We start from the raw sequence: 22,423 nt of genomic DNA, 5'->3' as shown, positions 1-22,423 counted from the left end.
TGCAATAAAAGATTGCTAAAAAAATAGATAAATATCCGAATAAGTATAAATCGCCTGAATGAGTAAAAAGTCGTCTATTCCCTCAGTGCGCGCGGCATCATAATGATCTGTTCGACCGGAAACAATGATCTTGAGTGTGATAAAAAGTAATTTTTTTTCATCTCCCCCCTTGATGATGGTGTTCATGGCCCCATCTTATTCCCAACCGCAGTGACTAATCGTGGTTAGCGGAAAGTTGTCAGTAAATATTTGGCAGTTGAAAATTAGAAATCCGCCCATATATAGATTAGTAACTTGACCGATTATGACTTTTTTCGTGGAGGCGTTTTAGATGGGTAAAATTATTGGTATCGACTTGGGTACTACCAACTCTTGTGTAGCAATTATGGATGGTACAAAAGCACGCGTGCTGGAAAATCCCGAAGGCGAACGTACAACGCCTTCTATTATCGCGTATACCCAAGATGGTGAGATTCTGGTTGGTCAACCAGCTAAACGTCAGGCTGTTACTAACGCAGAGAACACCTTGTTTGCAATCAAGCGTTTGATCGGTCGTCGTTTCCAAGACGAAGAAGCGCAGCGTGATAAAGACATCATGCCGTACAAAATCATTGCTGCTGATAACGGCGATGCATGGCTGGAAGTGAAAGGCCAGAAAATTGCACCACCGCAGATCTCTGCTGAAGTGCTGAAGAAAATGAAGAAAACGGCTGAAGATTATCTGGGCGAGCCAGTAACTGAAGCGGTTATCACTGTACCTGCATACTTCAACGATGCTCAGCGTCAGGCGACTAAAGATGCTGGCCGTATCGCGGGTCTGGAAGTAAAACGTATCATCAACGAACCAACCGCGGCGGCACTGGCCTACGGTCTGGATAAAGAAGTTGGCAACCGTACTATCGCGGTTTACGACTTGGGTGGTGGTACTTTCGATATTTCTATCATCGAAATTGATGAAGTTGACGGCGAAAAAACCTTTGAAGTTCTGGCTACCAACGGTGATACCCACCTGGGTGGTGAAGACTTTGATAGCCGCCTGATCAACTACCTGGTTGACGAATTCAAGAAAGACCAAGGTATGGATCTGCGTACCGATCCGTTGGCGATGCAACGTCTGAAAGAAGCAGCAGAAAAAGCGAAAATTGAACTGTCTTCTGCACAACAGACTGACGTTAACCTGCCATACATCACCGCTGATGGCAGTGGTCCAAAACACATGAACATCAAAGTGACTCGTGCAAAACTGGAGTCACTGGTAGAAGACCTGGTTAACCGTTCTATGGAACCGCTGAAAGTGGCTCTGAAAGACGCGGGTCTGTCTGTGTCTGACATCCAGGACGTTATCCTGGTTGGTGGTCAGACTCGTATGCCAATGGTTCAGAAGAAAGTTGCTGATTTCTTCGGTAAAGAACCACGTAAAGACGTGAACCCAGATGAAGCCGTTGCTATCGGTGCAGCAGTTCAGGGCGGCGTTCTGTCTGGTGAAGTAAAAGATGTGTTGCTGTTGGACGTTACTCCATTGTCTCTGGGTATCGAAACAATGGGTGGTGTGATGACTCCGCTTATCACTAAAAATACCACCATCCCAACTAAGCACAGCCAGGTGTTCTCTACTGCGGAAGACAATCAGTCTGCGGTAACCATCCATGTGCTGCAGGGTGAGCGTAAACGTGCGCAGGACAACAAGTCTCTGGGTCAGTTTAACCTGGATGGTATTCAGGCCGCACCTCGCGGTATGGCACAAATCGAAGTTACCTTCGATATCGATGCCGACGGTATCTTGCATGTGTCTGCGAAAGACAAAAATACCGGTCGCGAGCAGAAGATCACCATTAAGGCATCTTCAGGTCTGAACGAGGAAGAAATCCAAAAAATGGTACGCGATGCGGAAGCTAACGCTGAAGCAGACCGTAAGTTTGAGGAACTGGTTCAGACTCGTAACCAAGCTGACCACCTGATTCATGGCACTCGTAAACAGTTGGAAGAAGCCGGCGACAAACTGCCAGCAGAAGACAAAACTGCCATTGAAGATGCACTGAAAGCGCTGGAAGCAGCGGTTAAAGGCGAAGACAAAGCGGAAATCGAAGCGAAAACTCAGGCACTGGTCCAGGTATCTGGCAAGTTGCTGGAAATGGCACAGCAGCAGCAGGCGGCAGCCGGCGAAGCGGGCGATGCCAGCGCGAAGAAAGAAGACGACGTTGTTGATGCCGAATTCGAAGAAGTAAAAGACAAAAAATAATAGCCCTTAAGCGGGCACAGCAGTGGTAAGAGATACTGTTGCTGGAAACCAGCACGGGCGTCGAGGAAACTCTACGCCCGTGCACGCATGTTAAGGGTAGGAAAAACAGAATGGCGAAGAGAGACTATTACGAGGTTTTAGGCGTCCCCAAGACGGCGGATGAGCGTGAAATCAAAAAGGCCTATAAGCGCTTGGCGATGAAATTCCATCCGGATCGTAATCAGGAACAGGACGCCGAAGGTAAATTCAAAGAAGTTAAAGAAGCCTACGAAATTCTGACCGATGCGCAAAAGCGCGCTGCTTACGATCAATATGGCCACGCGGCTTTTGAACAGGGCGGTATGGGCGGCGGCGGCGGATTTGGCGGTGGCGCTGATTTTAGCGATATCTTTGGTGATGTATTTGGTGACATTTTTGGCGGCGGACGTCGTCAGCAGCGCGCCAGTCGTGGTTCCGATCTGCGTTACAATATGGATTTGACGTTAGAAGAAGCGGTTCGTGGTGTAACCAAAGAAATCCGCATTCCAACGTTGGACGAGTGTGACGTTTGCCACGGCAGCGGAGCAAAACCAGGCAGTTCTCCAATCACCTGTCCGACTTGCCACGGTGCAGGTCAGGTACAGATGCGTCAAGGCTTCTTCACCGTGCAACAGGCGTGTCCTCATTGCCACGGGCGGGGCCAGATTATCAAAGATCCGTGCAACAAATGTCATGGTCATGGCCGCGTTGAAAAATCCAAAACCCTTTCGGTTAAGATCCCGGCGGGTGTGGATACCGGCGACCGTATCCGTTTAGCGGGTGAAGGTGAAGCTGGCGAACACGGTGCACCATCAGGCGATTTGTACGTTCAGGTTCAGGTGAAAGCTCACCCAATCTTCGAACGTGAAGGCAATAACCTGTATTGCGAAGTGCCAATTAACTTTGCAATGGCAGCGCTGGGCGGTGAAATTGAAGTTCCGACGCTCGATGGCCGGGTGAAATTGAAAGTTCCTGCGGAAACGCAAACCGGTAAATTATTCCGTATGCGCGGCAAAGGCGTTAAATCAGTACGCGGGGGCAGCCAGGGTGACTTGTTGTGCCGTGTAGTCGTAGAAACGCCGGTAAGTTTGAGTGAAAAACAGAAACAGTTACTGCGTGAACTGGAAGAAAGTTTCGGCGGTGCCGCGGGCGAGAAAAACAGCCCACGCTCTAAAAGCTTCCTCGACGGTGTGAAAAAATTCTTCGATGATTTGACCCGTTAATCATAGAACCTATGATTAGGTAGTTGAAACTAAATCCCTGGTATATACCGGGGATTTTTTTCGCCAATACTTACAGCTGCAACGTGATGCTAATCATTAATTATTCGGTTTAACCGAGTGGTTTGTGCAATAAAAACGACTATTTTCGAGTTAATAATTAGCCTAGAATTTGTAAATTATTTGCCAATTGCTTTGGTTTGTTTCTCTGTCCGATGTAGGGAGTATTCATTGTGACAAATATTATTCGCCAATTCTTACGATTAGAAGCGGCCGGGGGCATGATTCTGATCGTGGCTGCCGTGGTCGCTTTACTGATGGCTAACAGCCCACTACAGGGTATTTATCAAACGTTTTTAGACATTCCGGTCGCGGTAAAAATTGCGTCATTGGATATCAGTAAACCGTTACTGCTGTGGATTAATGATGGTTTGATGGCCATCTTCTTTTTGGTCGTCGGGCTGGAAGTTAAGCGCGAACTGATGGAAGGTTCTTTGGCTGGTCGTGATAAAGCGGTATTTCCCGCTATCGCGGCATTAGGTGGGATGTTGGCTCCGGCGCTGATTTACCTGTTATTTAACGGCGCAGATGAAGTTACCCGTCAGGGGTGGGCTATTCCAGCGGCAACGGATATCGCCTTTGCGCTCGGTGTGATGGCGCTATTGGGCAACCGCGTTCCAACCAGTTTGAAGGTGTTTTTACTGGCGCTGGCGATTATTGACGATCTGGGTGTCATTATTATTATCGCCTTTTTCTATACTCAGGATGTTTCGCTGGCCGCACTGGGCGTGGCAGCCGCGGCGATTGCGCTCTTGGCGTATATGAACTGGCGTGGGGTCGGGAAAACCTCAGTTTATCTACTTGTCGGCTTAGTTCTGTGGGTCAGTATTCTGAAATCCGGAGTTCATGCGACGCTGGCCGGTGTGATTGTCGGCTTTATGATTCCGTTGCATACCAAAGATAAGCGTTCACCTTCTGAGTCTTTAGAGCACGGGCTGCATCCGTGGGTGGCTTATCTGATTTTACCGCTGTTTGCTTTCGCTAATGCTGGCGTATCTCTTGAAGGCGTTTCGCTTGCGGGACTGACGTCGTTGCTGCCTTTGGGGATTGCCAGCGGGCTGTTTATTGGTAAGCCGTTGGGGATTTTCCTCTTCAGCTGGGTAGCGGTGAAGGTTGGCATCGCCAAACTGCCGGAATCCATTAACTTTAAACAGATTTTTGCGGTATCAGTGCTGTGCGGTATCGGTTTTACTATGTCTATCTTCATCGCTTCACTGGCGTTCGAAGGTGGTAGCGAGGCTTTAAGCACTTACTCTCGCTTAGGTATATTGCTGGGTTCTACTGCCGCAGCGATAGTGGGATACACACTGCTACGTTTGGTTTTACCGAATAAAACGCCGGCCGTTGCCGCAAAATAATTGTCGTAAATCATTAGAAGTAATAGGCCGAACTGCCGACGTAGTGCTCTTTACAACGTCGGCAGTTTTGCTTGATGGGTTCCCGAGATCGCATTATGTTTTGATCTCAGAACAAGGGAAGTTGATCGCTCGGGAAATTGATCACCCCATCGGGCGATACGTTAAGGAGATCACTGCATGCGAATGTCACATATCAATTTTAACCACCTCTACTATTTCTGGCAGGTGTGTAAGGAAGGCTCGGTAGTTGGAGCGGCGGAAGCATTGTTTCTGACGCCACAGACTATTACTGGTCAGATTAAAGCCCTGGAAGAACGCTTGGGCGGGAAACTATTTAAACGCCAAGGGCGCGGGCTGGTACCTTCAGAGTTAGGCCAGCTGGTTTTTCGTTACGCCGATAAAATGTTCATGCTTAGCCATGAAATGCTGGATATCGTTAATTACCGTAAAGAATCTAACCTGCTGTTTGACGTCGGCGTGGCAGATGCGCTTTCCAAACGATTGGTTAGCCGAGTATTAGAAACCGCCGTGGTGGATAACGAGCAGATACATTTACGCTGCTTCGAATCTACCCACGAAATGTTGTTAGAGCAGTTAAGTCAGCACAAGCTGGACATGATTTTGTCTGATTGTCCGGTTGATTCCAGCCAACAAGAAGGGCTGTTTTCCGTTAAGTTGGGCGAGTGCAGTGTGAGTTTTTATTGCCGTCAGCCAATACCGGAAGCGCCGTTTCCTGCGTGTTTGCAGGAGCGCCGTCTGCTAATTCCAGGCCGCCGTTCTATGCTTGGGCGCAAGTTACTGAACTGGATAAACAGCAAAGGAATTCAGGTTGAGATTCTGGGCGAGTTTGATGATGCCGCATTGATGAAGGCGTTTGGGGTTTATCACAATGCAATTTTTGTCGCACCATCTATGTATGCCGACGATATTTTTTCAAATGAACAGGTCGTAGAAATCGGGCGCTTAGATAATGTGCATGAAGAATATTACGTTATCTTTGCAGAAAGAATGATTCAGCATCCGGCGGTACAGCGCGTGTGTAATAAAGATTTCACGTCATTATTTAACAGTTAAAAGCTCAATGGTTGAAAATTTAACCGTTGGGCGTTAAATAGCCGAAAGTTTGACTGTTGATGATTTAATCGCTGAAAGTCGGTTTGATAGAAAGAAAGTACTTAGCAAAGAGGATGCTCTATCAGATTATCGGGTAGGATAAACTGGTAGGGCGACCTAAGATCTGAATCTGTGGCCAAATGGCAGATATAAAAAAACCGGCCTAGGCCGGTCTTTTTACAAGCAGTCAACTTAATGCATTACTGCATTGCGTTGATTTGCGCTGTCAGGTTTGACTTATGACGCGCTGCTTTGTTCTTGTGGATCAGACCTTTACAGGACTGACGATCCACAATTGGTTGCATTTCGTTAAATGCTTTTTGCGCCGCGTCTTTATCGCCAGCTGCAATTGCCGCATATACCTTCTTAATGAAGGTACGCACCATTGAGCGACGGCTAGCGTTATGCTTGCGGCGTTTCTCAGACTGTACGGCGCGTTTCTTAGCTGATTTGATATTAGCCAAGGTCCAACTCCCAAATATATTCTATTGAGGACAATTCAAAGGCCGAGGAATATGCCCTTTTTGCCTTCGTTTGTCAATGGATTTGTGCAAATAAGCGCCGTTTGTACGGGCGGCACTTGCTACGTTGTGATGGAGCGGGATTTTACCAGCTTCGAGCGGTGGAATACAGTCTTTCGAAAGAAAATTCCACCGGCCTCACCTATTAAGCCTTCGGCGATGGTTTTTGCAAAAGTCTTAACGGGGGGTCTGTATCCAACTGCTCGCGCATTCTACAGGATAAACTGGCGTAAAAGTGTTTTAACTGCGTATTATCGGTAAATTGCTATGACTATTGGAGTAAAGGTGCCAATCGCGGGTTAACCTTAACCGCTGTACAAGGTATAATCCGGCGATTTCCACTGTTTTGAGCCAGCTATGGAGCTAATTCGCGGTATACATAATATCCGGGCACGCCACCATGGTTGCGTGCTAACTATCGGTAACTTCGACGGTGTCCATCGTGGGCATCTGGCATTACTAGAGCAACTCAAGCGCGAAGGTCAGCGCTTAGGGCTACCGGTAATGGTGATGATATTTGAGCCGCAGCCTTTGGAACTATTCGCAGCGGAAAAAGCACCGGCCCGGTTAACGCGTTTACGTGATAAAGCCAAATATTTGGCACAGGCCGGCGTTGACTACTTATTATGCGTTAAATTTGAACCGCGTTTTGCTGCCAATACGGCCCAGACCTTTGTGGCTCAGTTACTGGTAGAAAAGCTCGGCGTTAAGTTTCTGGCGGTTGGGGATGATTTTCGCTTTGGCGCTGGGCGTCAAGGGGATTTCCAACTGTTGCAGCAGGCTGGTGCCGAGTACGGTTTCGACGTTATCAGCACCGACAGTTTCTGTGACGGCGGCTTACGCATTAGCAGCACGGCGATTCGCCAAGCGCTGCATGATGACGATTTGTCACTGGCAGAAACGTTGCTTGGGCACCCTTACAGCATTTCTGGACGGGTTGTCCATGGTGATGAGCTGGGGCGGACCATTGGTTTTCCTACGGCGAATTTACCGTTAAAACGTTTAGTCGCTCCGGTCAAAGGAGTGTACGCGGTTGAAGTATATGGCTTGGATCCAGAGCCGTTACCCGGCGTTGCCAATATTGGCACGCGGCCGACCGTTGCTGGCATTCGCCAGCAGTTGGAGGTTCATCTGCTTGATGTAAATATGGATCTTTATGGGCGCCACATTGATGTGGTGCTGCGCGCAAAATTGCGCGATGAACAGCGGTTTGCTTCCCTCGATGCTTTGAAGCAGCAAATCGCCAATGATGTGGTGACGGCCCGAAATTTCTTCGGGCTAAAGACACCGGTTTAATATTTCTAGCCGAAAACGGAACCGAGAATCTAATGAGTGACTACAAGAATACCCTGAACTTGCCGGAAACAGGGTTCCCGATGCGCGGCGATCTGGCAAAACGCGAACCTGAGATGCTGAAACGTTGGTATGAGCAGGATTTGTACGGGAAAATTCGTGCGGCCAAGAAAGGTAAAAAGTCCTTTATTTTGCACGATGGCCCTCCGTACGCGAACGGCAATATTCATATTGGTCACTCGGTTAATAAAATTCTCAAAGACATTATTATTAAATCGAAAGGTATGGCCGGCTTTGACTCGCCTTATATTCCAGGCTGGGACTGCCACGGTCTGCCTATCGAATTGAAAGTTGAGCAACTGATTGGTAAACCGGGTGAAAAAGTCACCGCGTCCGAGTTCCGTGCGGCCTGTCGTAAGTATGCGGCAGAGCAGGTAGAAGGCCAGAAAAAAGACTTTATCCGTTTGGGCGTGTTGGGTGACTGGGATCACCCTTACCTGACAATGGACTTCAAAACTGAAGCCAACATCATTCGCGCACTGGGTAAAATCATCGATAACGGCCATCTGCATAAAGGTGCTAAGCCGGTGCACTGGTGTACCGACTGTGGTTCATCTTTGGCCGAAGCGGAAGTGGAATATTACGATAAGACCTCTCCGTCTATCGACGTGCGCTTTAACGCCGCTGATGCAGCCACCGTTGCTGCGAAATTTGGCGTTTCCGGCGTTTCCGGCCCGATTTCTCTGGTGATCTGGACAACCACGCCGTGGACTCTACCAGCTAACCGCGCGATTTCACTCAATCCAGAATTTGTGTATCAGCTGGTGAAAGTAGGCGACGAGAATTTGATTCTGGCTGCCGATCTGGTGGAAAGCGTGATGAAACGCGCCGGTATCATCGAGTGGACTGTGTTGGGCAACTGTCAGGGCGCGGATCTTGAGCTGCTGCGTTTCCGTCATCCGTTCCTGGATTTCGACGTGCCAGCAATTTTGGGCGACCACGTGACTCTGGATGCCGGTACTGGTGCGGTTCATACTGCTCCTGGCCACGGCCCGGACGACTTTGTGATCGGTCAAAAATACGGTTTGGAAGTGGCGAATCCGGTCGGGCCAAACGGCTGCTACCTGACGGGCACTTACCCAATGCTGGACGGCGTATTTGTCTTCAAAGCTAACGATATGATCGTTGAGTTGCTGCGTGAGAAAGGCGCTTTGCTGCACGTAGAGAAAATGTCTCACAGCTACCCGTGCTGCTGGCGTCACAAAACGCCGATTATCTTCCGCGCCACGCCACAATGGTTCATCAGCATGGATCAGAAAGGTCTGCGTAAGCAGTCGCTGGAAGAAATCAAAGACGTGCAGTGGATTCCAGATTGGGGTCAGGCGCGTATCGAGACTATGGTTGCCAACCGTCCTGACTGGTGTATTTCCCGCCAGCGTACTTGGGGCGTGCCGATGTCTCTGTTTGTACACAAAGAAACTGAAGCCCTGCATCCGCGCAGCACTGAGCTGATGGAAGAAGTGGCGAAGCGTGTAGAACAGGGTGGCATTCAGGCGTGGTGGGATCTGGACCCAGCGGAAATTCTGGGTGCGGACGCCGACGAATACATGAAAGTACCAGATACGTTGGACGTGTGGTTTGACTCAGGCTCAACCCATTCATCAGTGGTTGACGTTCGTCCTGAATTTAACGGCAATACCCCGGATATGTATCTGGAAGGTTCTGACCAGCATCGCGGCTGGTTTATGTCGTCACTGATGATTGCAACGGCAATCAAAGGCAAAGCGCCTTACCGTCAAGTGCTGACCCACGGTTTCACCGTTGATGGTCAGGGGCGCAAAATGTCCAAATCCATCGGTAATACCGTTAGCCCACAGGATGTGATGAACAAATTGGGTGGCGACATCCTGCGCCTGTGGGTGGCTTCGACGGATTACACCGGCGAAATCGCTGTGTCAGATGAAATTCTGAAGCGCTCTGCCGACTCTTATCGTCGTATCCGTAACACCGCGCGCTTCCTGCTGGCTAACCTGAACGGTTTCGATCCGGTTCAGCACATGGTTCAGCCGGAAGATATGGTGGTACTGGATCGCTGGGCGGTAGGTCGTGCGCAGGCTGCGCAGGCTGGTATCATCGAAGCTTACGAAAATTATGATTTCCATCTGGTTGTCCAGCGTCTGATGCAGTTCTGTTCGGTCGAAATGGGCTCCTTCTATCTGGATATCATCAAAGACCGTCAGTACACCGCGAAAGGCGACAGCGTTGCCCGCCGTAGCTGCCAAAGCGCGTTGTTCCACATCGCTGAAGCGCTGGTGCGCTGGATGGCGCCGATCATGTCCTTTACGGCCGACGAGATCTGGAACCAACTGCCGGGCGAGCGCCCAGAGTATGTCTTCACTGAAGAATGGTATCAGGGGCTGTTTGGCCTGACCGGTACTGAAAGCATGAACGACAGCTTCTGGGACGAACTGCTGAAAGTCCGTGGCGAAGTGAATAAGGTTCTGGAACAGGCTCGTAGCGATAAGCGCATCGGCGGTTCTCTTGAAGCGGATGTAACGCTGTTTGCCGAGCCTGAACTGGCGGCGCGTCTGAACAGCTTGCAAGATGAGCTGCGTTTTGTGTTGCTAACTTCCGGTGCTCACGTAGCAGATTACGCTGCAGCAGGGGATGATGCACAGCAAAGTGAACTTATCAGCGGCCTGAAAATCACCTTCAAGAAAGCCGATGGCGAGAAATGCCCGCGTTGCTGGCACTACACGCAGGATATCGGTCTGGTAGCGGAACACGCAGATTTATGTGGTCGCTGTGTTACTAACGTGGCCGGTGACGGCGAAGAGCGTAAGTTTGCCTAATGAGTAAGCCGATTTGTTCGACCGGATTGCGCTGGCTGTGGCTGGCGGTATTGGTGGTGGCATTGGATTTGGGGAGCAAGCAGTGGGTTATGACCCACCTTGCTTTGGGGGAGTCGATCCCTCTGATCCCTTTCTTTAATATGACCTATGCGCAAAATCCGGGGGCGGCGTTTAGCTTCCTGGCGGATAAAGATGGCTGGCAGCGCTGGTTCTTTGCGCTGATCGCCGTTGGTATCTCGGTGACGTTGGCGGTGCTGATGTACCGCTCCAGCGGCAAACAACGCCTGATAAACTGTGCTTATGCGCTGATTATCGGCGGTGCCTTAGGCAATTTATTTGATCGCATGGTACATGGCGTCGTTATCGATTTTATCCATTTCTACGTTAATGACTGGCATTTTCCGATCTTCAATCTGGCCGACACGGCTATTTGTATCGGTGCAGCGCTAGTGGTATTTGAAGGGTTTTTAAGTCCTTCGGAAAAAACCGCACCAAAGAAAGGTGAGTAATATGTCAGACCGGGTACAGGATAACAGTGCCGTTTTGGTGCATTTCACGCTGAAACTGGAAGATGGCTCTACGGCTGAATCCACGCGCACACACGGTAAGCCTGCGCTATTTCGCTTAGGCGATGGCAGCTTATCCGATCAGTTGGAAGAAGAACTGCTTGGCCTACAAATTGGCGACAAGCATGCCTTTACTTTGCCACCGGAAGCGGCGTTTGGTCTGGAAAGCCCGGATCTGATTCAATACTTTAGCCGACGTGATTTTGCTCAAACCGGCGTGCCGGATGCGGGTACTATTATGCTCTTTACCACCCGAGACGGCAGTGAGATGCCGGGCGTGGTGCGTGAAGTGGCTGAAGAATCCGTCACCGTTGATTTCAATCATCCGTTGGCCGGTCAATCTATCAGCTTTGATATAGAAGTGCTGGAGATTGATCCTCAACAGGGGGAATCTCATGCAAATACTGCTGGCTAATCCACGCGGCTTTTGCGCCGGAGTCGATAGAGCTATCAGCATTGTAGAACGCGCGTTGGAGATGTACGGCGCGCCGATCTATGTTCGTCATGAAGTGGTGCATAATCGCTACGTGGTGGATAGCCTGCGCCAGCGCGGAGCCATCTTTATCGAGGAAATATCGGAAGTGCCAGATGGCTCTATTCTGATATTTTCTGCCCACGGCGTTTCTCAGGCCGTTCGGGCAGAAGCCCGCTCGCGCCAGTTGACGATGCTGTTTGATGCGACCTGTCCGTTAGTGACCAAAGTTCATATGGAAGTGGCTCGCGCCAGCCGTAAGGGCAAAGAGGCGATTCTGATTGGACATGCGGGTCATCCGGAAGTGGAAGGCACCATGGGGCAATACAGTAACCCGGAAGGGGGAATGTATTTGGTTGAATCGCCAGCGGACGTGTGGACGCTGGAAGTAAAAAACGAAGATAATCTGTGCTTTATGACGCAAACCACTTTGTCGGTTGATGATACGTCTGAAGTGATAGATGCGCTGCATAAACGCTTCCCTAAGATTATTGGTCCGCGTAAAGATGATATTTGCTACGCCACCACTAACCGACAGGAAGCGGTGCGTAATTTGGCGGATGAAGCGGACGTGGTTTTGGTCGTCGGTTCGAAAAACTCGTCTAACTCGAATCGTTTAGCCGAATTGGCACAACGGATGGGCAAAGCGGCTTATCTCATTGGCTCAGCTGATGATATACAAGAAACCTGGCTGAGCAATGTTTCCTGCATCGGCGTGACTGCTGGAGCCTCGGCGCCGGATATTTTGGTGCGGCAAGTCATTGCTCGCTTGCAAGAGCTGGGGGCCGGTCACTCGATTGAGCTGAGTGGCAGGGAAGAGAATATTGTTTTCGAAGTGCCAAAAGAGCTGAGGGTTAACGTAAAGCAGGTTGACTAAGTTAGCCGAATGAATAGAGAAAAAGCAGCCTTGGGGCTGCTTTTTTTATGGCAAAAGAAAACTCAAGGTAACGGTTTGGATACGGGAATGTTAAATGCCTTTCTGCTGGCTATTCCTTGAAAATGCATGAATATGCGTAAAGATGCAGCGCGCGAAATTTGCCCATTTTCGGTTTGTAACGCAGAAATTGAGAGAATTCCATCTGATTATCTGATATGTCGGAGCTTTTTGCCTCCCATAGCTGAGCAATTAAGTGCTTTCACTGATAAAAATGAGCGGATATCATTTTTTTCTAATACAGGTTAAATAGTCTGGCAGAGTCAGTGGCAGACCGCTAATCTGAACCCTGATCAGGGCTGATATAAAACAACAAGAGGATTTATGACTGATTCAGCAATTCGTGTCGCTATTGTCGGTGCCGGTGGCCGTATGGGGCGACAATTGATTCAGGCCGTGCATCAAATTCCTGGTGTAACGCTGGGGGCTGCGCTGGAGCGCAAAGGTTCGTCGCTGGTGGGCACGGATGCCGGTGAACTGGCCGGTATTGGGTTGCTAAATATCAAGGTGACAGATGATGTTGCCGAAGCAATTAACAGCTTTGATATCCTCGTGGATTTTACTCGTCCAGAAGGCTCGTTGGCGCATTTGGCTCTATGCCGCCAGTACGGAAAAGCCATGGTTATCGGCACGACGGGCTTTGATGACGCTGGCAAAGCTGCGATTAGCGCGGCGGCGACAGAGATTGCGATTGTTTTTGCGGCCAATTTTAGCGTGGGCGTCAATCTGGTTCTCAAGCTGTTAGAGAAGGCAGCTAAAGTCATGGGTGACTACGCTGATATCGAAATTATTGAAGCGCATCACCGCCATAAAGTCGATGCGCCTTCGGGCACTGCGCTGGCGATGGGAGAAGCGATTGCGGAAGCGTTAGGGCGCGATTTAAAAGACTGCGCCGTTTATAGTCGCGAAGGTTATACCGGCGAGCGTCAGGAAGGGACTATCGGTTTTGCTACCGTGCGTGCGGGGGATATTGTGGGTGAGCATACCGCGATGTTTGCAGATATTGGCGAGCGGGTTGAGATCACCCATAAAGCGACCAGTCGTATGACTTTTGCTAATGGAGCAATTAAATCAGCAATTTGGCTATCAAGTCAGGATAAAGGGTTGTTTGATATGCGAGATGTCTTGGGTTTAAACGATTTGTAATGTGTAAAGCACCGGCGTGATGTGGTTTTTTCTATCATAACTATCTGATAGTAGGGCGATATATTTATCGCTCTTTTTTATTCTTGTTATTTTAGCTATTAAGGTGTTATTTGTTTGCTAGACGGTTGTTTTGGTGTTTTTTGACGTGTTTTTTAGCGTTTTATTGAAATTTTACGACTCTCGTTATTGCCAATTTGCCTTTCCTCTCTCCGAATACGTTAAAATTCACTCTATCACCCTCGCAACCGTTTACTATGTTAACTTAGTTTGTATTTTTACCGCCATAAACCCACTATTTTGGCGAAATGGGCAAAAAACAAAGAAAAAATGGTACTTTGGCTAGACAAGAGCGTAGCTCATCATTAAAATGCGCCCAATTTGCCAAAAATTAGCTTTGAGGGCGGATTTTGCATTGATTTAGATCGTTAAATCTGAATTAATATGCAGATAATGTGACTGTTTATTCCTTGGAGGGTGTTTTGATTAAGTCAGCGCTATTGGTTCTCGAAGACGGAACCCAATTTCACGGTCGGGCCATCGGGGCAGAAGGTTCGGCAGTGGGGGAAGTGGTCTTCAATACGTCGATGACCGGTTATCAAGAAATCCTCACTGATCCTTCCTATTCCCGCCAGATCGTTACTCTCACTTATCCCCATATCGGCAATGTCGGCACCAACGCCGCCGATGAAGAATCCTCCGCAGTACACGCCCAAGGTCTTGTTATCCGCGACCTGCCACTGATTGCCAGCAACTACCGTAATGAAGAAGGCTTATTCGAATATCTCAAACGCCACAATATCGTTGCGATTGCAGATATCGATACCCGTAAGCTGACTCGTTTACTGCGTGAGAAAGGTGCTCAGAACGGTTGCATCATCGCTGGGGACCTGACGGATGCGGCTGTGGCACTGGAAAAAGCCAAAGCTTTCCCCGGTCTGAAAGGGATGGATTTAGCAAAAGAGGTCACGACCAAAGAAGCTTACACCTGGCTGCAGGGGAGCTGGACGCTGGAAAGCGAGCTGCCGGCGGCGAAAAAAGCTGAGGAATTACCTTTCCACGTAGTGGCTTACGATTACGGCGTAAAACGCAATATTCTGCGTATGCTGGTAGATCGTGGCTGCCGCCTGACGGTTGTTCCGGCGCAGACGTCGGCGGAAGATGTTCTGAAGCTGAATCCAGACGGTATCTTCCTGTCCAACGGCCCGGGCGATCCGGAACCCTGTGACTACGCCATTACGGCGATTAAACGTTTTCTTGAAACCGATATCCCAGTCTTTGGAATCTGCTTAGGTCACCAACTGCTGGCACTGGCCAGCGGCGCAAAAACGGTAAAAATGAAGTTTGGCCACCACGGCGGCAACCATCCGGTGAAAGATTTGGATGGCAACTGCGTGATGATTACCGCACAAAACCACGGCTTCGCGGTGGATGAAACCTCATTACCTGCCACTTTACGTACCACCCACACGTCGTTATTCGATGGTTCTCTACAAGGAATCCATCGTACTGATAAAGCAGCGTTCAGCTTCCAGGGTCACCCTGAAGCGAGCCCAGGGCCACATGATGCCGCTCCGCTGTTTGACCACTTTATCGAACTGATTGAAGCCTACCGCGCATCATCAGCAAGCACTAATAGCAAGTAATCAGGAGCGAAGACCATGCCAAAACGTACAGATATAAAAAGCATCCTGATTCTCGGCGCTGGCCCGATCGTTATCGGACAGGCCTGTGAGTTTGATTACTCAGGTGCTCAAGCCTGTAAAGCCCTGCGTGAAGAAGGTTATCGGGTTATTTTGGTGAACTCCAACCCGGCAACCATCATGACCGATCCAGAAATGGCCGATGCGACCTACATCGAGCCAATTCACTGGGAAGTGGTTCGCAAAATCATTGAAAAAGAACGTCCAGACGCAGTATTACCAACCATGGGCGGCCAAACTGCGCTGAACTGTGCGTTGGAACTGGAACGTCAGGGCGTACTGGCCGAGTTTGGCGTCACCATGATTGGTGCAACCGCCGACGCTATTGATAAAGCAGAAGACCGCCGTCGTTTTGATATCGCGATGAAGAAAATCGGTCTGGATACGGCGCGCTCCGGCATCGCTCACAATATGGAAGAAGCGCTGGCCGTTGCGGCTGACGTGGGTTTCCCTTGCATCATTCGCCCATCCTTCACCATGGGAGGCACTGGCGGCGGTATTGCTTACAACCGCGAAGAGTTCGAAGAAATCTGCGAACGCGGTCTGGATTTGTCTCCAACTAAAGAATTGTTGATTGACGAATCCCTGATCGGCTGGAAAGAGTACGAGATGGAAGTGGTGCGTGATAAAAACGACAACTGCATCATCGTCTGTTCCATCGAAAACTTTGACGCGATGGGAATCCACACCGGTGACTCCATCACCGTTGCGCCAGCGCAAACTCTGACGGATAAAGAATATCAAATCATGCGTAACGCCTCGATGGCGGTACTGCGTGAAATCGGCGTGGAAACCGGCGGCTCCAACGTTCAGTTCTCGGTTAACCCAAAAACGGGCCGTCTGATTGTTATCGAGATGAACCCGCGCGTATCTCGCTCTTCAGCGCTGGCATCTAAAGCAACCGGCTTCCCGATTGCCAAAATTGCCGCCAAGCTGGCGGTAGGTTACACGCTGGACGAACTGACCAACGATATCACCGGTGGCCGAACCCCGGCGTCATTTGAGCCGTCCATCGATTACGTTGTGACTAAAATCCCTCGGTTTAACTTCGAGAAATTTGCCGGTGCCAACGACCGCCTGACGACCCAAATGAAATCCGTCGGCGAAGTGATGGCGATTGGCCGTACTCAGCAGGAATCCTTGCAGAAAGCCTTACGTGGCCTTGAAGTGGGCGCGACCGGCTTTGATCCAAAAGTCAGTCTGGACGATCCAGAAGCACTGACTAAGATTCGCCGCGAGCTGAAAGACGCTGGCGCAGAGCGTATCTGGTACATCGCCGATGCATTCCGCGCCGGTATGTCCGTAGACGGCGTTTTCAACCTGACCAACGTTGACCGCTGGTTCCTGGTGCAGATTGAAGAACTGGTTCGTCTGGAAGAGAAAGTCGCTGAATGCGGTATCAACGGCTTGAATTATGAATTCCTGCGCCAGTTGAAGCGTAAAGGTTTTGCTGATGCGCGTTTGGCTAAACTGGTTGGCGTAGCAGAAAGCGAAGTGCGTAAACTACGTTACAAATTTGACCTGCATCCGGTTTACAAACGTGTGGATACCTGTGCGGCAGAATTCTCTACTGACACAGCCTACATGTACTCAACCTATGAGGAAGAGTGCGAATCTAACCCAACCAGCGATCGTCCAAAAATCATGGTGTTGGGTGGTGGTCCGAACCGTATCGGTCAGGGGATTGAGTTCGATTATTGCTGCGTTCACGCCTCGTTGGCGCTGCGTGAAGATGGGTACGAAACCATCATGGTGAACTGTAACCCTGAAACGGTTTCCACGGATTACGATACTTCTGACCGACTGTACTTTGAGTCAGTGACGCTGGAAGACGTGCTGGAAATCGTGCGTATCGAGAAGCCACAGGGCGTTATCGTACAGTATGGCGGCCAGACTCCGCTGAAACTGGCTCGCGAGTTGGAAGCTGCCGGTGTTCCTGTTATCGGTACCAGCCCTGATGCCATTGACCGCGCAGAAGACCGTGAGCGTTTCCAGCAGGCGGTGAATCGTCTGGGCCTGAAGCAACCGGCTAACGCCACCGTTGCCACTATCGAACAAGCGGTAGATAAGGCTAGCGGCTTAGGTTATCCGCTGGTGGTGCGTCCTTCCTATGTACTGGGTGGTCGTGCAATGGAAATCGTCTATGACGAAACCGACCTGCGCCGTTACTTCCAGAACGCGGTGAGCGTGTCAAACGATGCACCCGTATTGCTGGACCGCTTCCTCGATGACGCGGTGGAAGTGGATGTGGATGCGATTTGCGACGGTGAGCGTGTGCTGATCGGCGGAATTATGGAACACATCGAGCAGGCCGGGGTTCACTCCGGTGACTCCGCTTGTTCATTGCCAGCCTACACGCTGAGCAAAGAGATTCAGGATGTTATGCGTCAGCAGGTTGAGAAACTGGCGTTTGAACTGTGCGTTCGCGGTTTGATGAACGTCCAGTTCGCGGTGAAGAACAACGAAGTTTACCTGATTGAAGTGAACCCACGCGCCGCCCGTACCGTACCTTTCGTTTCTAAAGCCACCGGTATGCCACTGGCGAAGATTGCCGCTCGAGTTATGGCTGGCAAATCACTGGTAGAGCAAGGGATAACCGAAGAAATCATCCCGCCATATTACTCGGTCAAAGAAGTGGTGCTGCCGTTTAATAAATTCCCTGGTGTTGACCCGATTCTTGGGCCAGAAATGCGTTCTACCGGTGAAGTTATGGGCGTTGGTCGTACCTTTGCAGAAGCCTTTTCAAAGGCGATGCTGGGCAGCCAGTCCGGTATGAAGAAAAGTGGTCGTGCGCTTCTGTCAGTGCGTGAAGGGGATAAAGCTCGCGTGGTTGATTTGGCCGCCAAGTTGCTGAAACAGGGCTTCGAATTAGATGCAACCCACGGTACTGCGGTGGTGTTAGGCGAAGCAGGCATAAATCCACGCTTGGTCAACAAGGTGCATGAAGGCCGTCCTCACATTCAGGATCGTATTAAGAATGGTGAGTATACCTACATTGTGAATACCACTGCGGGACGTCAGGCTATTGAAGACTCCAAGCTGATTCGTCGCAGTGCCTTGCAGTATAAAGTCCACTATGACACCACGTTAAACGGTGGTTTCGCGACGGCAATGGCGCTGAATGCGGACCCAACCGAGCAAGTGATTTCAGTGCAGGAAATGCATGCCAAGATTAAGCAAATGAAAGGTTAATCTGGGTAAGCGCTAAGTTGAAAAGGCGATGGAAACATCGCCTTTTTTTTGACTGCAACAAAGTGAATCAACTCAAGGCGACTTTAATACCCAGACCAATCAGTAAACCACCGAGAACTTTATCCACCAGTTTTTGTGCTTTTGCCAGAGCGCGCCTAACCGGAGCGCTTTGGATCAAAATTACCAGTATTGGCCACCAAACTACTGCTAATCCCAATATGATCGAGGCGTACCACAGTTTTTCGCCGATACCGGAGTTAAGCTGAAGTATCTGGGTGAATACCGCGAGAAAGAATAGCGTCGCTTTGGGATTTAGCAGGTTGCAAAGGTAACCCTGCAGAAAGGCATTCTTCATCTTGATATTTAGTTGTGGCAAATTGCTGATATTCATTTTGCTTTCTCCGCGTGAGAGAAGCGCCTGAATTCCTACCCAAATTAGGTAGACAGCACCGGCATATTTCAGGAAATTAAATAGCCACGGGGTAGTGGTAATAACCACTGCCAGGCCTGCTACGCAATAAGACATGTGAGTCGCCACGCCGCAAATAACGCCAAATGCGGTCATCATGGCGGCCGAACGGCGATAGCGAGCGGCATTTTTTATGATCAGAAAGAAATCAGGGCCGGGAGAAAGCATCCCCAAAGTAGCAATAGTAGCAACAAATAATGAAGTTTCGAGCATCGGGGAATTCCGCAATGTAGCAGGGCAATAGGTGAATAATAGCGCTGTCCCAGTTCCCTGGCATCACCTTAATGGGTAAGAAATTAAAATCAACGTTTCACTCTTTTGACAGGTATCTATACAGAATGATGAGCCAGGAGAATGCAATTTGTCAGGGTATACCCCATCAGCAGCAGCGGGAAATTACCCGGCTATGTATACAATGTGCCCTGTTATTGTTACAGCATGGCGCAGAAAGCATGTTGGTAGAACAACTCTCCGCTCGTCTGGGGATTGCTTTGGGAATGGATAGCGTTGAAAGCTCGATCTCTGCTAACGCGGTGGTACTAACGACTATTAGCCGAGGGAAATGCCTGACCTCGACCCGAAAAAATACCGATCGTGGCATTAACATGCAGGTTGTGACCGAAGTACAGCATATTGTTATTTTGGCTGAACATCGTCTGCTGGATGCTCAGGATATTGCGAAACGCTTAGATCATATTCGGCCACTGCGTTATCCACGTTGGTTGGTGGTAGCGATGGTCGCTTTGTCCTGCGGGTGCTTTAGTATGCTAAACGGCGGCGGTTGGGATGCATTTTCTATCACTTTTATCGCCAGCGGCGTGGCGATGTTTGTGCGGCAAAGTTTGACGGCTCGTCATATGAATCCTCTGATTAACTTCTGTATTACGGCATTCGTTGCGACTTCGGCATCAGGTTTGCTGATGCGCTTACCTCAGTTTGAACAGGCTTCCAGCGTGGCGATGGCCGCCAGCGTTTTACTGTTGGTTCCCGGATTTCCGCTGATTAATGCGGTCGCGGATATGTTTAAAGGCCATGTGAATACCGGACTGGCTCGTTGGGCAATGGCCAGCCTGTTGACGTTATCGACCTGTATTGGCGTGGTGATCGCCATGGCACTGTGGGGGCTGCGGGGATGGGCATGACTTTATTATGGGCTTTGCTGCAAGATATGGCGCTGGCGGCCATTCCTGCATTGGGTTTTGCGATGGTGTTTAACGTTCCGATTCGGGCATTACGTTATTGCGCACTGTTGGGTGCTATCGGTCACGGCTCGCGTATGCTGATGATGCATTTTGGTATGAATATCGAATTGGCGTCGCTGGTGGCTTCAATTCTGATCGGCGTGATTGGTATCAGTTGGTCGCGCTGGCTACTCGCGCACCCGAAGGTATTTACAGTCGCTGCGGTTATTCCGATGTTTCCCGGTATTTCGGCCTATACTGCGATGATCTCGGTGGTAGAAATATCCCATTTGGGATACACCGAGCAGTTGATGTCAACAATGGTCACCAATTTCTTAAAAGCTTCATTTATTGTTGGCGCACTATCGATAGGTTTATCTTTGCCTGGATTATGGCTTTATCGTAAGCGCCCGAGTGTATAGGCTTTTTTCCCGAGGTCAGCAGTCCCGTCGCTAAGAGCTGTCTTATATGTGCTTTTAGCCTGATTATGACTATCGACGGCTGATAAGGCTTTACGTATAGTGTGAGCAATTTTTCGGGACTGGCTTACTTAGCCTACAGGGTTTAATAATGATTATCAGCCTGATCGCTGCACTTGCGGCGGATCGTGTTATTGGTATGGAAAATGCCATGCCGTGGCACCTACCGGCTGATTTGGCGTGGTTTAAACGTAACACGCTGAACAAACCGGTAATTATGGGTCGCAAAACGTTTGAATCTATTGGTCGTCCACTTCCTGGTCGCCTGAATATTGTTATCAGCAGCCAACCGGGCACCGACAGCCGCGTGAGTTGGGCAACTTCAATCGACGAAGCGCTGGCTTTAGCCGGTAACGTTGAAGAAGTGATGGTTATGGGCGGAGGACGGGTATATAGCCAGTTCCTCGATCGCGCACATCGCCTGTACCTGACACACATCGACGCTGAAGTTGGGGGCGATACACATTTCCCTGACTATGAACCTGATGAATGGGAATCTTCATTCAGCGAGTTTCACGATGCAGATGAAGCTAATTCACATAGCTATTGCTTTGAGATATTAGAGCGTCGCTAATTTTCACTGAGTCGGATTAATTAAACAGGAGATCTATATGGTCTCCTTTTTTTATCAAAAAATGCATCTCTATTATTATGGCCCTCGTTATTAAATTAGAAAACGCCAGCGCTCAATCTGGTTGATATATTTATTTTTCTTTTCAATGCTAATTCAGGCTTTATATAAATCGGAGTGTTAAATGAGAAAAATAAATCTGGCAACGGTTCTACCTATTATTCTATACAGTCACCTTTTATCAGCCTCTGTCAGTCATTGCCCAGAACCGAATGAAATTGATGGGGTTCATGGTCTGGGATTATATTCCACGGTAAATAGTGAGTGGCTTGGAGTATCTCAAGGTGCTGAGAATCATGGGAAAGTTTCTCATTTTTTAGGGGCTACCTACTTTCCTTATCATAGTAATGCTGAGACGATAGGTATTTTATCCAGCTGTAGCTATGCCCTTGAATCTGGGACTATAGATATGCATATGAAAGATTATGAGTCGATGCAAAACGGTGGGTTTTTTGTTTCTCTGATGGGGCATAAGCCTTGGGTGAGGACACCCTCGACGTTAACGGGAGATAAATTCGTTTGTCAGTCTGATGATGTAAAATATTGTACTTTTGACCGGTTGGATTATTACCAAATATGTCAGTATCAGACGGAAGATAATAGCTAGAGTGATGTAATCAATATTAAGAAAAGCTAACTGTTAATCACTATTGTTTTGATCTATCTTTTTTCGGAGTCTCCGGGTGCCATTTATTTGTCATAAGTGAGACTTATTATTTTCATGCATCTGCTTTTATCAATTAAAAATAAGGGAAATACTTATGGTAAATGAAGTTATGCAACTGAATGAAGATCGATTGACCAATCGTGTGGGACGAGAACTGCGTGCAGATAATATTGATAAAATAGGTTTAGTTGGGATTCTTGGTGGTGGAATCTGGCCTGTCTCATTCGAAAGCGACAGCTTCGACACTATGCTTCAAAGCAGTGCGGTCACGGGTAGGAATTTTTGGCAAGAGTAGTTCGGTGTGCGATGTCA

The 22,423-nt window shown here is 49.2% G+C and carries 20 protein-coding genes; 17 read left to right on the top strand and 3 right to left on the bottom strand.

What is annotated here, in order from left to right; all coding sequences use genetic code 11:
* Positions 1-15: 15 nt before the first annotated feature.
* On the bottom strand, positions 16-186 hold the full coding sequence (locus AD970_RS19660; RefSeq protein WP_157045518.1) for a hypothetical protein: 171 nt from the start codon (positions 184-186) through the stop codon (positions 16-18).
* A gap of 145 nt (positions 187-331) precedes the next feature.
* Between AD970_RS19660 and dnaK the strand changes: the two genes are divergently transcribed.
* The 4 genes from dnaK to nhaR all read left to right on the top strand — a co-directional run bounded on the left by dnaK (position 332) and on the right by nhaR (position 5,969).
* Positions 332-2,239 (top strand): molecular chaperone DnaK, encoded by a 1,908-nt coding sequence (gene dnaK / locus AD970_RS11470; protein WP_049598945.1) that lies wholly within the window; start codon positions 332-334, stop codon positions 2,237-2,239.
* Between the two features lie 110 nt (positions 2,240-2,349).
* The gene (gene dnaJ, locus AD970_RS11465) at positions 2,350-3,480 is read left to right on the top strand and encodes a molecular chaperone DnaJ (protein ID WP_049598942.1); all 1,131 of its coding nucleotides are present in this window, start codon (positions 2,350-2,352) and stop codon (positions 3,478-3,480) included.
* A 230-nt stretch (positions 3,481-3,710) separates the two neighbouring features.
* A complete protein-coding gene (nhaA, locus tag AD970_RS11460) occupies positions 3,711-4,895 on the top strand; it encodes a Na+/H+ antiporter NhaA (RefSeq protein WP_049598940.1) in 1,185 nt (394 codons plus the stop codon).
* Between the two features lie 177 nt (positions 4,896-5,072).
* Positions 5,073-5,969, top strand: a complete 897-nt coding sequence (gene nhaR / locus AD970_RS11455; RefSeq protein WP_049598937.1) for a transcriptional activator NhaR — start codon at positions 5,073-5,075, stop codon at positions 5,967-5,969.
* Between the two features lie 239 nt (positions 5,970-6,208).
* Here nhaR and rpsT read toward each other — a convergent pair whose 3' ends face one another.
* Entirely contained in the window at positions 6,209-6,472 is a 264-nt protein-coding gene (rpsT, locus tag AD970_RS11450; protein WP_049598935.1) for a 30S ribosomal protein S20, read from the bottom strand.
* A gap of 414 nt (positions 6,473-6,886) precedes the next feature.
* On the opposite strand from rpsT, the gene ribF reads away from it, so the two are divergent.
* The 8 genes from ribF to carB all read left to right on the top strand — a co-directional run bounded on the left by ribF (position 6,887) and on the right by carB (position 18,684).
* Positions 6,887-7,825, top strand: coding sequence for a bifunctional riboflavin kinase/FAD synthetase (gene ribF / locus AD970_RS11445; RefSeq protein WP_049598932.1), 939 nt, complete (start codon positions 6,887-6,889; stop codon positions 7,823-7,825).
* A gap of 32 nt (positions 7,826-7,857) precedes the next feature.
* Positions 7,858-10,674: an isoleucine--tRNA ligase gene (gene ileS, locus AD970_RS11440; RefSeq protein WP_049598929.1), complete on the top strand. Its 2,817-nt coding sequence runs from the start codon at positions 7,858-7,860 to the stop codon at positions 10,672-10,674.
* Entirely contained in the window at positions 10,674-11,183 is a 510-nt protein-coding gene (gene lspA, locus AD970_RS11435) for a signal peptidase II (RefSeq protein WP_049598926.1), read from the top strand. The genes ileS and lspA overlap by 1 nt, the downstream gene beginning before the upstream one ends.
* Before the next feature lies 1 nt (position 11,184).
* Complete coding sequence (fkpB, locus tag AD970_RS11430; protein ID WP_049598923.1) at positions 11,185-11,655, top strand: FKBP-type peptidyl-prolyl cis-trans isomerase; 471 nt, start codon at positions 11,185-11,187, stop codon at positions 11,653-11,655.
* Positions 11,636-12,589 carry a 4-hydroxy-3-methylbut-2-enyl diphosphate reductase gene (gene ispH, locus AD970_RS11425; RefSeq protein WP_049598921.1) on the top strand — a complete coding sequence of 318 codons (954 nt, stop codon included), beginning with the start codon at positions 11,636-11,638 and terminating at the stop codon, positions 12,587-12,589. The genes fkpB and ispH overlap by 20 nt, the downstream gene beginning before the upstream one ends.
* A 381-nt stretch (positions 12,590-12,970) precedes the next feature.
* Positions 12,971-13,792, top strand: coding sequence for a 4-hydroxy-tetrahydrodipicolinate reductase (gene dapB / locus AD970_RS11420; RefSeq protein ID WP_049598918.1), 822 nt, complete (start codon positions 12,971-12,973; stop codon positions 13,790-13,792).
* A 479-nt stretch (positions 13,793-14,271) separates the two neighbouring features.
* Positions 14,272-15,435 (top strand): glutamine-hydrolyzing carbamoyl-phosphate synthase small subunit, encoded by a 1,164-nt coding sequence (gene carA, locus AD970_RS11415; protein WP_049598916.1) that lies wholly within the window; start codon positions 14,272-14,274, stop codon positions 15,433-15,435.
* A 15-nt stretch (positions 15,436-15,450) separates the two neighbouring features.
* The gene (gene carB / locus AD970_RS11410; RefSeq protein WP_049598913.1) at positions 15,451-18,684 is read left to right on the top strand and encodes a carbamoyl-phosphate synthase large subunit; all 3,234 of its coding nucleotides are present in this window, start codon (positions 15,451-15,453) and stop codon (positions 18,682-18,684) included.
* Between the two features lie 67 nt (positions 18,685-18,751).
* Here carB and AD970_RS11405 read toward each other — a convergent pair whose 3' ends face one another.
* Positions 18,752-19,366 carry a LysE family transporter gene (locus tag AD970_RS11405; protein ID WP_049598911.1) on the bottom strand — a complete coding sequence of 205 codons (615 nt, stop codon included), beginning with the start codon at positions 19,364-19,366 and terminating at the stop codon, positions 18,752-18,754.
* Between the two features lie 128 nt (positions 19,367-19,494).
* Between AD970_RS11405 and AD970_RS11400 the strand changes: the two genes are divergently transcribed.
* The 5 genes from AD970_RS11400 to AD970_RS11380 all read left to right on the top strand — a co-directional run bounded on the left by AD970_RS11400 (position 19,495) and on the right by AD970_RS11380 (position 22,406).
* Complete coding sequence (locus AD970_RS11400; protein WP_049599114.1) at positions 19,495-20,295, top strand: threonine/serine exporter family protein; 801 nt, start codon at positions 19,495-19,497, stop codon at positions 20,293-20,295.
* Positions 20,292-20,756, top strand: a complete 465-nt coding sequence (locus tag AD970_RS11395; protein WP_049598909.1) for a threonine/serine exporter — start codon at positions 20,292-20,294, stop codon at positions 20,754-20,756. The genes AD970_RS11400 and AD970_RS11395 overlap by 4 nt, the downstream gene beginning before the upstream one ends.
* Positions 20,757-20,907: 151 nt before the next feature.
* On the top strand, positions 20,908-21,387 hold the full coding sequence (gene folA / locus AD970_RS11390; protein ID WP_209429077.1) for a type 3 dihydrofolate reductase: 480 nt from the start codon (positions 20,908-20,910) through the stop codon (positions 21,385-21,387).
* A 181-nt stretch (positions 21,388-21,568) separates the two neighbouring features.
* Complete coding sequence (locus AD970_RS11385; protein WP_049598902.1) at positions 21,569-22,051, top strand: DUF3757 domain-containing protein; 483 nt, start codon at positions 21,569-21,571, stop codon at positions 22,049-22,051.
* Between the two features lie 154 nt (positions 22,052-22,205).
* Positions 22,206-22,406: a hypothetical protein gene (locus AD970_RS11380; RefSeq protein WP_049598899.1), complete on the top strand. Its 201-nt coding sequence runs from the start codon at positions 22,206-22,208 to the stop codon at positions 22,404-22,406.
* The last annotated feature ends 17 nt before the right edge of the window (positions 22,407-22,423 follow it).

Source organism: Yersinia nurmii (assembly GCF_001112925.1).
GTDB classification, from domain to species: Bacteria; Pseudomonadota; Gammaproteobacteria; order Enterobacterales; family Enterobacteriaceae; genus Yersinia; species Yersinia nurmii.
The sequence above is the reverse complement of the archived record's forward strand: the minus strand, read 5'-3'. Positions and strand labels throughout refer to the sequence as shown.